General features: G+C 70.3%; 16 protein-coding genes. 1 reads left to right on the forward strand and 15 read right to left on the reverse strand.

Annotated features, from left to right (window positions below; translation table 11 throughout):
- Positions 1–63: 63 nt before the first annotated feature.
- From DMP15_RS29475 to DMP15_RS29545, 15 genes are all read right to left on the reverse strand, one after another.
- Positions 64–729 carry a hypothetical protein gene (locus tag DMP15_RS29475; protein ID WP_337826910.1) on the reverse strand — a complete coding sequence of 222 codons (666 nt, stop codon included), beginning with the start codon at positions 727–729 and terminating at the stop codon, positions 64–66.
- 225 nt (positions 730–954) lie between these two features.
- Positions 955–1,332, reverse strand: coding sequence for an RRQRL motif-containing zinc-binding protein (locus DMP15_RS29480; protein ID WP_337826999.1), 378 nt, complete (start codon positions 1,330–1,332; stop codon positions 955–957).
- A 23-nt stretch (positions 1,333–1,355) separates the two neighbouring features.
- Positions 1,356–1,856: an SsgA family sporulation/cell division regulator gene (locus DMP15_RS29485; protein ID WP_337826911.1), complete on the reverse strand. Its 501-nt coding sequence runs from the start codon at positions 1,854–1,856 to the stop codon at positions 1,356–1,358.
- Positions 1,853–2,119 (reverse strand): WhiB family transcriptional regulator, encoded by a 267-nt coding sequence (locus DMP15_RS29490; RefSeq protein WP_337827000.1) that lies wholly within the window; start codon positions 2,117–2,119, stop codon positions 1,853–1,855. The genes DMP15_RS29485 and DMP15_RS29490 overlap by 4 nt, the downstream gene beginning before the upstream one ends.
- Before the next feature lie 236 nt (positions 2,120–2,355).
- Positions 2,356–4,572, reverse strand: coding sequence for a hypothetical protein (locus DMP15_RS29495; protein ID WP_337826912.1), 2,217 nt, complete (start codon positions 4,570–4,572; stop codon positions 2,356–2,358).
- 111 nt (positions 4,573–4,683) lie between these two features.
- Positions 4,684–5,712, reverse strand: a complete 1,029-nt coding sequence (locus DMP15_RS29500) for a hypothetical protein (RefSeq protein WP_337826913.1) — start codon at positions 5,710–5,712, stop codon at positions 4,684–4,686.
- Positions 5,713–5,718: 6 nt separating this feature from the next.
- Positions 5,719–6,165 carry a hypothetical protein gene (locus DMP15_RS29505; RefSeq protein WP_337826914.1) on the reverse strand — a complete coding sequence of 149 codons (447 nt, stop codon included), beginning with the start codon at positions 6,163–6,165 and terminating at the stop codon, positions 5,719–5,721.
- Positions 6,166–6,175: 10 nt separating this feature from the next.
- Positions 6,176–6,703 (reverse strand): hypothetical protein, encoded by a 528-nt coding sequence (locus DMP15_RS29510; protein ID WP_337826915.1) that lies wholly within the window; start codon positions 6,701–6,703, stop codon positions 6,176–6,178.
- Positions 6,700–7,005, reverse strand: coding sequence for a hypothetical protein (locus tag DMP15_RS29515; protein ID WP_308820211.1), 306 nt, complete (start codon positions 7,003–7,005; stop codon positions 6,700–6,702). The genes DMP15_RS29510 and DMP15_RS29515 overlap by 4 nt, the downstream gene beginning before the upstream one ends.
- On the reverse strand, positions 7,002–7,217 hold the full coding sequence (locus DMP15_RS29520; protein WP_337826916.1) for a hypothetical protein: 216 nt from the start codon (positions 7,215–7,217) through the stop codon (positions 7,002–7,004). The genes DMP15_RS29515 and DMP15_RS29520 overlap by 4 nt, the downstream gene beginning before the upstream one ends.
- A 121-nt stretch (positions 7,218–7,338) precedes the next feature.
- Positions 7,339–8,370 carry a hypothetical protein gene (locus tag DMP15_RS29525; protein WP_337826917.1) on the reverse strand — a complete coding sequence of 344 codons (1,032 nt, stop codon included), beginning with the start codon at positions 8,368–8,370 and terminating at the stop codon, positions 7,339–7,341.
- On the reverse strand, positions 8,367–8,657 hold the full coding sequence (locus tag DMP15_RS29530; RefSeq protein ID WP_337826918.1) for a WhiB family transcriptional regulator: 291 nt from the start codon (positions 8,655–8,657) through the stop codon (positions 8,367–8,369). The genes DMP15_RS29525 and DMP15_RS29530 overlap by 4 nt, the downstream gene beginning before the upstream one ends.
- A 206-nt stretch (positions 8,658–8,863) precedes the next feature.
- Entirely contained in the window at positions 8,864–9,733 is an 870-nt protein-coding gene (locus DMP15_RS29535; protein ID WP_337826919.1) for a helix-turn-helix domain-containing protein, read from the reverse strand.
- Between the two features lie 5 nt (positions 9,734–9,738).
- Positions 9,739–10,299, reverse strand: coding sequence for a DUF6879 family protein (locus DMP15_RS29540; RefSeq protein WP_337826920.1), 561 nt, complete (start codon positions 10,297–10,299; stop codon positions 9,739–9,741).
- Positions 10,296–10,640, reverse strand: coding sequence for a hypothetical protein (locus tag DMP15_RS29545; protein ID WP_337826921.1), 345 nt, complete (start codon positions 10,638–10,640; stop codon positions 10,296–10,298). Before DMP15_RS29545 ends, DMP15_RS29540 begins: the two co-directional genes overlap by 4 nt.
- Before the next feature lie 1,725 nt (positions 10,641–12,365).
- Between DMP15_RS29545 and DMP15_RS29550 the strand changes: the two genes are divergently transcribed.
- Positions 12,366–12,659: a hypothetical protein gene (locus DMP15_RS29550; RefSeq protein ID WP_337826922.1), complete on the forward strand. Its 294-nt coding sequence runs from the start codon at positions 12,366–12,368 to the stop codon at positions 12,657–12,659.
- The last annotated feature ends 77 nt before the right edge of the window (positions 12,660–12,736 follow it).

The raw sequence follows: 12,736 nt of genomic DNA on the forward strand, positions 1-12,736 counted from the left end.
TCTGTGCGGATCGATTCATCATTTGCGGGTAGCTCCTGTCCGGTGCCGGGCGCCGACGACGTATTAGCTGCGCAGCTCGGTGGGATCTACCACGTTCCTCCGACAGTCTGTGTTCTGTAGCGCAGCGCCGCGGCGAGACTGGGCAATCGCGAACTGCTCCATTTCCCAATGCAGGGCAGAGTCGAGAACCTCGTATGCCATCCAGATGCCGACGATAAGCATCAAGCCGCCGACAAGGCGTTCAGGCGCCATGTCCGGTAGCCCCGACCCGGCGTTGCTGACGATGATGTGGATGCTCATGCCCGGGTCGGGCCGGGGGGGGGAGCCGGATCGCCTGAACGAGGTCGAGCGGTGGATCGGCTCGCGTTCGAGCATCTGCATCTGGTCGCTCCACCCGCGGGCGCGTTGTTGCGCCTGCATCGATTCGGCGCGTCCGGTCGCGGTGAGGTAGTCGGCCAGAGCGTGGAGGACCTGGTGGGCGGTGTGGAGGGCCTGTGGGTGGCGCGTTCGGTAGGTCCAGGACGAGTGCGTCATGTATACGGTGAGGGCCGCGTCGATGTGGCGGTCTTGGTCGTCGCCCTCGGCCGCGGATCCGCGGTGGAGCAGGTTGCGGTGCAACGCGGCGAGGTCGGAAGGGGCGGTGATCGAGGCGATCTCGATCCCGGCCAGCCGGGCGCTGGCCAGGTGATCTGGGCCGGTTGTGGGCGGGGTGGTCGTGGGGCTGATCATCGGTTCGCTCCTGGTGAGGCGGGCGGGTGCTGGTCAGGTGGTTCGCGTCAGGTGGTGGCCACCGCACTGGTTGCAAGGTGTGGGGGTTCCGCCGAGGCGTGCGGCAGCCTCGGCGGCGTGTGCGGCGAGGCGGTAGTGGGCCCGGCCGGGACAGGCTGGGTGGCGGCGCGGAGGGAGGGCACGATGGCCCGTGTGAGGGCTCATGGCGAGGATCTCCTGTGCAGTTCAGGCCGCGGCGTGTACGGCGGCGGTGAGCGGGGCGTGGCAGTCGAGGCAGCTGCCGAGCGAGCGTGGGATGCAGTAGCCGACGTCGCGGCTGCAGGTCGGGCAGCGGCGGCGAGCTGCGAGCGCGCGGTCCAGGGCGGCGAGCTGCGCCGTCGACGGGATCCGTTTGGGGCCGAGGTCGGCGACGTCCCACAGCAGTGCCCATCGGCGGCCGCGGCGGCACACGACCTGCGCGACAGGATCGGCTCCGCACGGGGCGAGGTCGGCGGCGCGCATCTGGCGGCGGGTCATGAGTCCAGCGGGGGCTGCCCGCCAGCGCCAGGTCGGGAGACCGTCTTGCAGCCATGCAGTCGGCTGCCAACCCCATCGCTCGGTCATGACCCCGCGCTCGGCCGGTGTGCTCACCAGAGCGGACCTTGGTCGTCGAACAGTGCGGCGAGGTCGGCCTCGGCGACGAGTGGTCCTTCCGCGCCGGGGATCACGACGTCCTCGGTGCGGTCGATGAAGTCGATGAGCTCGTAGGTGGGGAGGCCGATCTCGGCTGTTCCGCTGGGCGAGCTGAGGGTGATGAGGGTCCAGTCGCCCCCGGGAAGAGCATGGGTGCCGATCTGGACGTCGCGGGCGAGGCGCTGATCGGTGTCGTCCACCTCGGACGAGGCCGTGGTGAGGCCGGCGGAGAGCAGCTCACGGCCGATGCACCAAGTGACGCTGGCGGTCTCGCCGCAGGTTCGGAAACTCACCTCCAGCTCGAAGGGCTGGCTGCGGCGATAGGTCATCTCGACGTAGACCGGCAGCGCACGCATGGCGAGTACGGGGGCGAGCTTGAGCTGGTAGATGCGCCCGGTGATCTGGGTGCGCACCTCGTCAAGGCCGAATCCGCCGCGGGTGGGCTGGATGGTCATCGGGTTCCCTCCGTCTGCCGCTCGCGACGGAGGTGCCGCCGCTCCCGCTCGGACAGGCCACCCCAGATACCGAAGCGCTCGTCGTTGGCCAGCGCGTACTCCAGGCACTCGGCTCGGACCTCGCAGCCGGAGCAGATGCGCTTGGCCTCCCGGGTGGAGCCGCCCTTCTCGGGAAAGAAGGCCTCGGGGTCGGTCTGAGCGCACAGTCCGAGCTCACTCCAGTCCAGTTCGACGGGCGGAGGCTCGCTGAGGAGTGCCAGCAGGTGGTCGAGGTCGAGGTCCTGAGGGACGCAGGAGGGGCCGGGATGCTGCGGCGAGGCCGTGGCGCTCCCGGCGCTGCGGGTGGTCGGCTGGGACACTTCGTTCTCCGATCGATGAGGTCGGAGCGGCCCGGGCGGGATCTGTGGAAGGTGAGCGCTCGGGCCGCCTCATGTACAGACGATCTCTTATAGCAAGTACAGTACCGGGTACGGTACTTGTTAGCTAGTGGAGTTGCCGTTCATCCGGTCTGGCTTTCGGCCTCGGCTGGTTCCCACTGTCCGTGGGCGATCTTGCGGGCGAGCCCCATGTCGGCGAGCGCGCCGAGCGCCTTGGATACGGCGGGGGCCTTGAGATCGGTCGCGGCGACGATCTCGCCGGTGCGGTGATGCCCGGCCTGGAGCGCGTGTAGAACCTCCTGCTGGCTGGTGGGGAGTCCTTCGATGTCCGGGGCGGTCTGGGCGCCGTCGTGAGCCGGAGAGCTGGTCGGACGTGGGTGCAACGCGACGACGTTCTGCGCGCTGAGCGCGGACGGGATCTGCAGTCCTTGCATGAACGCCGGCAGAGCGGCCTCAGCAGCGTCGCTTTCGGTGGTGTGAGGGGCGTCGCCGGGCTCGCCGGACTCCTTGCGGCGCCGCCAGGCATGGAGCTTCTCGACCTGCGCAGCAAAGCGGGCGCTCGGGCTCTGCTCGATCGCGGGCTGGAAGTCGCGCATGGCCAGGGCGGTGTCCTCGTCGAGCGCGCATGACGGGAGAGCTGTGGCCCACTCCCCCAGGTCGGGAGCCCAGGCGACGCGGCCCATCGACAGGCGGCCACCGGCGATGGCGAAGCAGTAGCCACCTCCAGGAGGCAGAGACCCTGGGGTGACGGCCATCCCGCCGACCACCGCGTTCTCGCTGCGGTTCATGTTGCGGAAGGCGAACAGGTTGCGGGCCATCAGGTAGCCACGCAGCACGGTGCTGTTGCCGTAGTCGCCGGCGAGCAGGGACTGGGTCCCGACGACCACGGCGACGCCGTACTTGCGGCCGATCCGCACGACACGTTCGAGGCGCGGGATGAAGTCCTGCGCTTTGAGCCAGTCGTCGCTGCTGAGCCGCTGCAACTCGTCGATGATCCACATCAGGCCAGGGATGGTGGTGCTGGGCAGCAGCTTGCGCAGGGGGCTTTGCTGCGAGGGGTCGGTGATCCGGACCGGGCCGTCGGGGCCCTCGGTGAGGGTGGACTTGAGCAGGCTGCGGATCTCCAGGGCGGCCTCGATGGCTTCGAGCTGGGCGAGCACCTGGCGGGGCCCGGCCTCGGCCCAGTCGCTGATGTCGTTGAGTACGGGGCTGGACCCACCGTCGGGGTCGCCGTCGCCAAACAGCAGGTGCCAGACACCGCTCTGCTTGATACCGAGCCCGATCGCCTCGAGGCAGGCTGACTTTCCCGATCCTGGCTCACCGGTGACCAGGCCGTTGCGCACGCCGATGTCCTCGACGGCGTAGAACTGCATGTCGCCCTCGCCGTCTGCGAACGGGCCGAGGGGGATGACGCCGTTGTCATAGCGCGGGCCGAGGTAGGGGATGCCGCCGGAGAGCAAGTCGCGCACGATGACGGTCAGGTAGGCCCAGCCCTCGTTATCCTCGTGCGGTTCGATGATCAAGTTCTTCGCCGAGACGCCGAGTGCGCCAGCGATGCGGGGGCGGCGGCTGAACACGTCGTCGAAAGAGGCGTCACCGGCCGGGGTGCGCACGGTCCAGCGGATGGCGCGGCTGAGGTCGACGCGGTCGGTGAGCATGGATCCGGGCAGTGCCTTGCCGCGGCGGCTGACGCTCTCGGACCAGCGCTGGGCCAGCGTGTCGCCGTAGTCACCGCTGGTGGTCTCGTCGCTCGCCTCGGGCAGCTGGGGAGCGTTGGGGTCGACGTCGGGGATGCTGTGCTGCTTCATCCAGCTGGCCCAGGTCGCGGCAGCGCCTCCGGCGAGCAGCGCCGTCATCGTCCAGTTGGCGGGGCCGACGGCAGAGGCGGCGGTGATCCAGGCCGCGGTGCCTGCGCCTGCGGCCCAGGACTGCCGGCGCCAGAAGGCCGGGATGCGGTTGTGGAGCAGGGCGCGGGCACCGGCGATCGCTCCGAGGGAGGTGAGACCGATGCCGGTGGTCGTGGCCAGCTCGGCGCCGGGGCCGGCGGCGAGGCCGACGAGCTCGGTCAGCCCCCAGCCGAGGTAGCCGGCGGCGGCCGTGGCGGAGGTCGCCAGGTAGGGGGCACGGCGGGCGGCGTTCTCGGCTCGGATGTGATCGTGGTGATCGCTGATCGCCGACCGCCGGGGCGTCTCCTTGTGCAGCACGGTGGTGGGCTGGCGCACGGCGAGCTCGGTGGAGGGGGTGGCCGGGCTGGTGTCCTCGTCTACCAGGCGCTGCAGGGCGCGGGCCAGGACCTCTGGGGTGAGGTTGGTGCCGGCGACGCTCTGCTGCCTGGGCATCGCAAGTCCCTTCGTCGTTGTGGTGCTGGAGTGCTTGTCGGAGTGCCACCGCTCCGCCGCGACGCGGGTGCCCAGCGACCGGGGGTCGGTCCTGGGGGCGGGGCTGTCGGACTAGGAGCGAGTGCCGATGTAGGTGCCGTTGACGGTTCCGGCGAGGGTGTCGTCGCTGAGCACCTGGTCCTGGGTGTTGAGGTGCCGGCCGAAGTGGGTCTTGGCCTCACCGGCGGAGCTGGTGAACAGCTGGGCGTTCTCGCGCATCTGCTCGAGCAGGCGGATGGGTTCGCCGCTGACGCCTGCCTGCGTCAGGGAAGCGACGGACTGATCGAGCTCGGTCAGGAGTCGCTGACCGACGTTCTGCATCTGCTCGCAGAAGTGGTTGGCACTGCCGGGATCGAGGGTCTCGCCGCTGGTCAGGTTCGGGTTGGCGCCGGTCATCGGGATGTCCTTCCGGATGGGGTAGATCGTGGCGGTCGGCTGGTGTTCAGCCGCGGGCCGCGGCTCGGGCTCGGTGTCGGGCTCGGGGTGGATGGCTTCGGGCTGCTGGGTGTGGTCGGGTTCGTGCTGGTTGGGCTTCTCGGGGTCCTCCGGGGGGCCGTCGGTCGGGGTCTCCTCGACCGGTGCGGGTTCGGTGTGGTCGGTGGGCGGGGCTGGGGTCGGCTCGGCGTCGATGACGACCGGGTCGGCGTTGTCCGTGCGGCGGGGTGGGCGTTGGGCGGTGGTCGGCCGCGGTCGCCAGCGCGGGTCGGTGGTGCCGCCGAATCGCTGGCGGAGGTTGCGGGCCAGGCGCTGTCGCAGCAGGTCGCCGTCGGCGTGGCGCTGGTGGCGTTCACGGCGTCGCTCGGTGGCGTAGCCCCAGGCGTCGGACCACCACTCCCCCATCGCTGCCCGGGCGGGCCCGGGCGGGCGAGGGCCGCGGGGATGGGCGATGCGATCGGCGATGCGTTGGGCCAGTGCGTCGCCGACACTGGGGCCGGTGCGGCGGCTTTCCCGGGCCATCCGGCGCTCGTGGGCGCGTTCGGCGCGGCGCTGGCGGTCGCGCAGGCGCGGTGGTTCGGTGCCGCGGGCGGTGGCGATGAGCTCGGTGCCTGCGTAGCGGGCGAGTCCCCAGGTGATGAGCGCGACCAGCACGAGCGTTTCCATCGTCGATCACCCCACGAACCACTGCTGGGCGATGGATCCGGCGTTGCCCATGCCGGTGGCGACCAGGCGGTAGAGGCCGTAGAGGATCGGCACCCCGCTGGCGAGACCGATGGTCGGCGCCGCGAGCGCGAGCCAGGGATGGATGCGGTTGGGCCTGGCCGTCTTCGGGAAGATCCCCTTGATCACGACCTCGAGGGTCATCACGATGGCGATCCCGCCGAGGATGACCGCGCCACCGAAGCCGAGCAGGCGGGTCGCCAGGGGTGTGGCGTTGGCCGCTACGCCGTAGGCCTGGGCGATGAGCGCGCCGATGAGGCCGCCGAGTCCGGTCCCGGCAACGAGGAAGAGCAGGATCGTGGTCTTGCGCATGTCGTCGTGGTAGTAGAGCCAGAGGCCGAACAGCAGGGCCAAGGCGGCGATGCTGCCGGTGCCGGCGAAGGCAGCAGCGTTCATGTCGGACTCCTCAGTTGAACCAGCAGAAGGGCGGCCAGTAGGGCCAGGTCAGGAACTCGGGTACGAGCAGGCGGACAACCGGGATCTGGTCGAGCGCGGTCGCGACGGTCAGCACCAGGAGCGCGACCGTCCAGAGACGGCCCGGGGTGCGCGCGGCCCAGGCGATCAGGGCGCCGATGACCAGGACAGGCACCTGGATGCACCAGACATGGACGACCGCGGCGCGGCGCAGCGGGCCGGTCCGGGTGGTCGTCCAGGCGCCCTGACGGGCCAGGGCGAGGCTCTGCTCCAGGCTGGCCGGCTGCTCGTGCACGAAACGCAGCTCGGCCGCCGCGGTGGTGACCGCGTGCAGGGCTCCCTGGCGCCGATCGGGCACGGTTGGCCACCCGGCACGCGGTCGGTCGACCTCGACCTCCGGCTCGCCGTCCGGGGTCGCGGCCGTGATGGCCACGGTGGGACGGGGGCTGGGCAGAGCCGGGGTCTCCTGTTGGCCCGAGTCGGGTGCCGCGGTGTCGAGGTCGGCGTCGTGCTCGCTCATGCGGTGTCCTTCCTCGGGCTGAGGGGCTCTCGTGCCTGCATGCGCAGCAGGTGGTCGCCCGCTTCGATGAGCTGGCCAATCACGGCGGCGACGAGCTCGGCGGCAGCGTCAGGCCGGGGGTGGCGCCGGCTGGCGGCACCTCGGAAGTAGTCGAAGGCGCACACGGCTCGCTCGACGTCGGTGGTGGTCTTGGCGAATCGGGTGGCGAGCGCGGCGCGACGCCGGTCCGGGCGGGAGCGGCGCAGCGTGGGCGGCAACTCGCCGGCCGCGGCCGCCGCGTTGCTTCTGCGGTGCCCGCTCATCCCAGGCACCGCAGGTCATAGAGCGGCAGGCCGGTCTCGGCGACGGCGATCTCGGCGAGGTAGGCATGGCGGGCCAGGCCGCCGATGCGGTCGGCGAGCTCGAGCACGTGTGCCCAGATCTGGTGCGGGTCGTCGACGGGGACGTCGATCGGCTCGCTGGTCCGGTGGCGTTCGGAGCCTGCGACCAGCGTGATCGTGATCCGGTCGGACATGAGGTGCGCTCCTGGAGGTCGGAGGGGTCCCCTCCCCGGCGCCTGAGGGGGGGGTGCGGCGCCGGGGAGAGGACTTGCGGCGGTAGCGCCCCGGGCCGGTGGCCCGGGCGCATGGTTGGCGCTACCGCGGGTCGAGGGTTCGCCGGACGAGCTCGTAGGCGTCGCCGGCGAGCTGGGAGCGGACCTTGCCCACGCCGAACTGCTTGCGGATCGCCTCTCGCGACGGTGCTCCGGAAGCCGAGACTGGGATCTGCTGGGTGTCGATCGCGCGGCGGGTCCGCTCGTAGAGCACGACGGTGTCGGCGGTCTGGTCGGTCAGCCGTGAGGGCTGCAGCTCCTCGTAGAGCTCGGCGAAGATCGGCCGGAACACCGAGTGCAGCAGATGCTGAACGACCACCGCCGCAACGACCAGCAGTGACGGCAGTGTGTGGGCGAGAGTCGACCCCGTGTCGAAGCCGTAGCGCAGACCCCACGGGACGACCGTCAACACCAGCGAGGCCAGCGCGAGACCGCCGTCGAGGACGTAGAGGCCTCGGGGGACCTGTCGGCTGTTCTGTACTGCGGTGAAGCCGATCAGGAGGCTGACGACCAGCAGCACCGACGCCATCGGCTCGATCAGGTAGCCCACCCACGGCCCGTCCATGCCGACGACACCGTCGTGCACGGTCGCCGACATGAACACCACTCCGAAACCGATGAGGGTTGGAGGTACACAGGACAGTGCGACGTAGCGGCGATAGGTCGCGGCGAGGCGCCGGTTGGGGTTGAGCAGGCGTTCCTTGCTGGTCCGTGCCCTGTCGATCCAGCGAGCTTCCTGCCTGTCGCGTCGGGTGCCGGCGACCTCGGCGAGCGCGGTTCGGCGCCGCTCGGCCCGCCGGGCACTGCGGATTCGCTCGGTGACCTTGCGGTCAGCGCGCCGCTCGCGCTCGGAGAGTGCTTCGTGCAGGGCCGGGTCGTCCTGGAGGGCGACGAGGCCTCGAGCCTGGTGCACCTGGAGGGCCAGCGCCCGGACCTCGTCGGTGTCGGCGACGCTTTCCTCGACCGAGTCGTCCTCACGCGTGGTGCCGGAGGGGATGAGCTGGCTCCCCCACTGCTCGGCCGAGAGGGTGGACGGCGGCGTCGGACGGTGGCCGTTGCTGGTCGGGGCGCTCATCGGATCCCCGCTCGTCGTGCCGCGCGACGCCGCAGCAGCGCGTTCCGCTCGTCCTCGCTGAGTCCACCCACGACGCCGTGGGTGAATGCGCCGGGCCGAGCCAGGGCCTCGGCCCGGCAGGCCTGCAGCACCGGGCAGTGACGGCAGATGGCCTTGGCCTCGGCGATCTGCTGCAGGGCCGGCCCAGCGGTGCCGACGGGAAAGAACAGCTCGATCACGTCGGTATCGGCACACGGCAGACGGCCGGGCACCGCCTGAGGGTCGACGTTTCTGGGTACGGTCTTCATGGGCGCCTGACTTCCTCGTGATGGGGGATCGGTCCGGTTGTCCGCTCAGATGCCTCGGCGGTCGCACCCGCCGGGGCATCTCTACTTCCAGACTAGTCTGTGACTAGTCGTGAGTCTAGTCAGAGGTTCATGCGACTAACCCTGCGCGCACAGGAAAGGCCCGCGACCAGCTAGTTTGCTGATCGCGGGCCTTAGTCGTATTGCGACTAGCTCGGGGTGTTCGAGGAGATGTCGGCGCGGAGGCGGTCGAGCAGGGCGAGTAGAGCGGGTCCGTGCTCTGCGAACCGCTGCTGCTCGGCGAGGAACTGCTCGTAGAGCGTGACGTCGGCTGGGTCGGTCACTTCCTGCTCGGCGGTGAGTGTCTCGATCTCGACGGTCGTGGGTGCGTCGTCGTAGCGCAGGAGTACGAAGGAGTGCAGGGGTCGGACCTCGGCACGCTCCTGCGTCTCGCGGGAGAGCACACCGATGCGCACGTTGGGGAGGCTGGCCAGCGCGGCGATGCGGTCGAGCTGAGCGAGCATCACTGAGGCTGGACCGGGACGCCATCGCAGCGCGGTCTCGGTCATGACCAGGTCGAACTGCTTGGACTCGTCGAACAGGACTGTCTGACGGTTCATCAGCGACAGCACCGCGGCGGGGATCTCCGCAGCGGGGAGCAGGCTGTGGATCTCGCGCAGTCTGCGCGCGTAGTCCGGGGTCTGCAACAGCCCGGGAACGACCTCGGACTGGTACACCCCGATCCCGCTGGTCGTCGCGTCACGCCGAGCCCTGGCGTCCTGCTGGCTGGGCCCGTCGGGGCGGTTGCTGTTGCGCCACGGCCGTACACGGGTCCCCGCCTCCTGGGCGAGTGCGCGCAGCTCTGCACGGACGTCCTCGTCGGCGTGGACCGTGTCGAGCCACTGCTCGATGTCGGCAAGCACGAGGGCGGAGTGGCCGTTCTCCATCTTGGAGGTCTTGCTCTGCGACCAGCCGAGCTGCTCACCCAGGGCCGCGGCCGAGAGCCCAGCGGCCTGGCGGAGCTCCTTCAAGCGCGCCGCCAGGCGCTGGTGCTGTGGGTGGATGTCGGCGTGGGTCAAGGGGGTTAGCTCGCAGCGCGCTCAGGGGTCTCGGCACCCGATCGTGGGGCCGGGACCAGCCGGTAGTCGTCGAATGGGACGGACAGCTCGACCGCGCGGCGACGGATGGCGATGTAGGGGGCGGGATCGCTGGCTTGAGAGACGCCGAGGAAGTGCCCTTCGTCGTCGAAGTGCTGCAGCACCACGATCCGCTCGTCGAACATCCAGAAGTCCTGCCGAGTCCAGGCGTCGTCGCCCGTGCTGAGCCAGTGTCGGTCCAGAATGCGGACTTCCTCGCCGGCGCGGATGTTCTCCCGGGGGTAGCAGAGCAGCTGGAACCGTGTGTAGTCGGTGACCGGGTGGCCGAGCAGCCGGACCCGGCCGAAGTACTTGGCCCGACCGACCTGGGCGTGGACGTTGGCCAGCCAGTCGTCGTTGTCGACCGTGCGCGCCGGGAACGGCTTGTCGGCGAGGAAGGCGTCGAAGTCCGGGTCCTCGCCAGGGATTGCGTAGACGTCGCGGCATTCGAGCCGGAACGCGGAGTGCTCGTAGGTGCGGTAGAGCTCGTCCAGGTCTTCGGGGGTCATACGGCCTCCCTCGTCGCTTCGTCGACGGCCGTGAGCACGTCGCTCACCAGGACCTCGTGGGCGCGTTCTCCCTTGGGGCACACCAGCGTCGTCGGGGTGCCGGACACCACGAACCACTCCCCCGCCGCTCGGATGTTCTCGGACCGCGGCGCCGGCACGGCACCGACGGACAGGCCGTGCATCTGCAGTTCGCGCGCGGCGCGTTCGACGATGTCGCGCGGCACCCGCACCGTCCGAGCGGATGCGATGTAGCCCTGCACGATCACCGCCCCCCGCTCGGTCAGCCATGCGGTCGGACAGTTGCCGTTGCGGCACTCCATCGTCCCGGCGAGCAGCTGCATGCTCATGAGTTCGCCTTCCCGTTGAGCCGCGATCCTAGTACCTCGAAGACTAAGTGCGACTAGTCGGGCTGGCAACGGTGTCGGGCAGACCGGGCCCGGGCCCGGCGTCGAGCTCAGGAGCCCGTGGAAATTTCTGGCCTCGCACGCGCACGCGTACGTCGCGTTGTCCGGGCCCGCCACCGCGGTAGGAGGCCGCCGGGAAATTTCCCGGCGCCCTGGGGAGCAGCTCGGCACTCGGTGCGCGTGCAAGGGACGCGCCGCCGCCGCGGACCAGCTCGTCGGCGACGTCGACCACGAGCGCGCCTGGCTGCATTCCGCCGTGGCACGGTCTGCTCGTTGCTCGGCGGTCTACCCCCGGACCTCGTCCAGCTCCCTAGCCAGACGGACCCACGCCGGCCGGTCTCGGCATGGCCCGATGCCGCGGCTATGGCGAGTGAGAGATGCCGGGTGCCCACGACGCAGGCGACAGCGCCCACGCCCCGGCTCTCGACTCCCGGGGCGCACTAAGCACGAGCACAGGTGCTTCCTGCGCTCGTTGCCACCGCGCCCCGGCCCCGCCAGAGCGCGGGGGTCATCCGGGCGCGGACCTCTCGCTCCGGGCCGGGCCGCGGGACTCAACGGGCCGCGCCGAGCTCGCCTCTGGGAGTCACGGTCCGCAAGGTTCTCCGGGTGTGGGCGCCAGGCCTTCACGACCTCCAGGGCCGGCGCCACCCCACAGCTCGCCCCGCCACCGTCGCCGAGGGTCGGTGGACGAAGACCACCGCTGTCCCGCTCGAGCCGGGAGTTTCTCTGAGAACTAGCCCGGCGCACGGAGTGACGCCCACGCGACACACGCGTACGCGCAAGGCCGGCCGTCAGGCAGCCACGTGCTCGGTCACCCCGCCCCAGGTTGCGACGCCCCCCGCATCGATAAGACCGGGGCCACAGGCCCACCACTTCCGAGCCGTTGAGCGCCCCGAGCCGCGCCGGATCGCCACACGGTGCTCTGGAGCACCGGACGGGGCGATACTCGGCTCCGAACGCCTGGCACGCACTCGAGTAGCTCGCCACCACGACGCTGACCAGCGCATATCCTGCAGGTCGCCGACTCGCTAGCGCCCGCAGACAGCGTCAAACTCGCATATCGGGCATAGCTCACTCTCAGTGGGGCTGACTGAGCTGTCGTTGCCGACGCTTTCCCGCCGCCACCGGAGAATACGTAGTCGCTGGTCAGGCGCACATTGAGTCTGGAACTGATAGTGGGCCTTCCCCTCGGAGATCAGGTCCGCGCGACGAGCCCGCAGCTGAGGCCGTTCCAGCTGGTCAGAGGCCGTCTGTAAGGACTCGAACGGATCCCTCGCCACCGAGGACGCAACCGCGATGACACGCCGGGCGCGCGGGGCCGGGATAGCTGCACCCGAACACGGTGACCACGCCTCGCGGTGGTGCGCGACACCACCTCGTCAACTGATGATTCCTCGATCCGTCGCACCAAAGCCGTCCATTCGGCCCGACGGCCGGGGCCAGCGTCAGAAATGCGCTGGTCCGGCTGGGCGTATCCGGCCGAAGGACGCTGGCGTGACGGCGCCTGCTGCGCCGGCGCGGACACCCTCAGCCGGGACCTCGCCCGGCAGTTTGGACACGTAGTGACCCGCTCCTGCGGAGGACACACTCACTGAAAGTGCTCAGTCAGAGCGCTGATATCGGTACAGTTCTCGGTACCGGACCGAGGTGAGGAGGGCAGGGATGCGCGAGAGTTCGCTGGTCGCCAGGCCAGACGAGCACGGACATGAGGTCCTGGTCGCCTACCGGCCGGTGCACTTCACGTTGGACGACACCGCGCGCGCGATGAATGCCGTCGTGGACCCGCACCTGCGGAAGGTCTCCTCCCGCGCTCGCGTTGGGCGCAGCCGAGTCCGTGATGTCCTGCGCCAGGTCGCGATCGACGGCTGGCCCGAAGGGTTCGCGGCCGACCCCGATCGGGTCGATTACTGGCGGAAGTGGCTGGTCGCGCAGGGTGTATTCCAGGCCGACGACTGAAGCCACCGTCGCTGAGTGAGCGATAACCGGGTTATCGGTCCCCGCTCCCCCGTCGCAGCGTCGTTGGGCGGTCGCCG

It is taken from the genome of Pseudonocardia sp. UM4_GMWB1, assembly GCF_017312155.1.
Lineage (GTDB): Bacteria > Actinomycetota > Actinomycetes > Mycobacteriales > Pseudonocardiaceae > Pseudonocardia > Pseudonocardia alni.

Excerpts from the sequence above, each read along its gene's own strand:
- DMP15_RS29510 (WP_337826915.1), bottom strand. The coding sequence starts at position 6,703 with ATGAGCGAGCACGACGCCGACCTCGACACCGCGGCACCCGACTCGGGC.
- DMP15_RS29500 (WP_337826913.1), bottom strand. The coding sequence starts at position 5,712 with ATGGAAACGCTCGTGCTGGTCGCGCTCATCACCTGGGGACTCGCCCGC.
- DMP15_RS29530 (WP_337826918.1), bottom strand. The coding sequence starts at position 8,657 with ATGAAGACCGTACCCAGAAACGTCGACCCTCAGGCGGTGCCCGGCCGT.
- DMP15_RS29525 (WP_337826917.1), bottom strand. The coding sequence starts at position 8,370 with ATGAGCGCCCCGACCAGCAACGGCCACCGTCCGACGCCGCCGTCCACC.
- DMP15_RS29545 (WP_337826921.1), bottom strand. The coding sequence starts at position 10,640 with ATGCAGCTGCTCGCCGGGACGATGGAGTGCCGCAACGGCAACTGTCCG.
- DMP15_RS29550 (WP_337826922.1), top strand. The coding sequence starts at position 12,366 with ATGCGCGAGAGTTCGCTGGTCGCCAGGCCAGACGAGCACGGACATGAG.
- DMP15_RS29475 (WP_337826910.1), bottom strand. The coding sequence starts at position 729 with ATGATCAGCCCCACGACCACCCCGCCCACAACCGGCCCAGATCACCTG.
- DMP15_RS29515 (WP_308820211.1), bottom strand. The coding sequence starts at position 7,005 with ATGAGCGGGCACCGCAGAAGCAACGCGGCGGCCGCGGCCGGCGAGTTG.
- DMP15_RS29495 (WP_337826912.1), bottom strand. The coding sequence starts at position 4,572 with ATGCCCAGGCAGCAGAGCGTCGCCGGCACCAACCTCACCCCAGAGGTC.
- DMP15_RS29480 (WP_337826999.1), bottom strand. The coding sequence starts at position 1,332 with ATGACCGAGCGATGGGGTTGGCAGCCGACTGCATGGCTGCAAGACGGT.
- DMP15_RS29540 (WP_337826920.1), bottom strand. The coding sequence starts at position 10,299 with ATGACCCCCGAAGACCTGGACGAGCTCTACCGCACCTACGAGCACTCC.
- DMP15_RS29505 (WP_337826914.1), bottom strand. The coding sequence starts at position 6,165 with ATGAACGCTGCTGCCTTCGCCGGCACCGGCAGCATCGCCGCCTTGGCC.
- DMP15_RS29520 (WP_337826916.1), bottom strand. The coding sequence starts at position 7,217 with ATGTCCGACCGGATCACGATCACGCTGGTCGCAGGCTCCGAACGCCAC.
- DMP15_RS29485 (WP_337826911.1), bottom strand. The coding sequence starts at position 1,856 with ATGACCATCCAGCCCACCCGCGGCGGATTCGGCCTTGACGAGGTGCGC.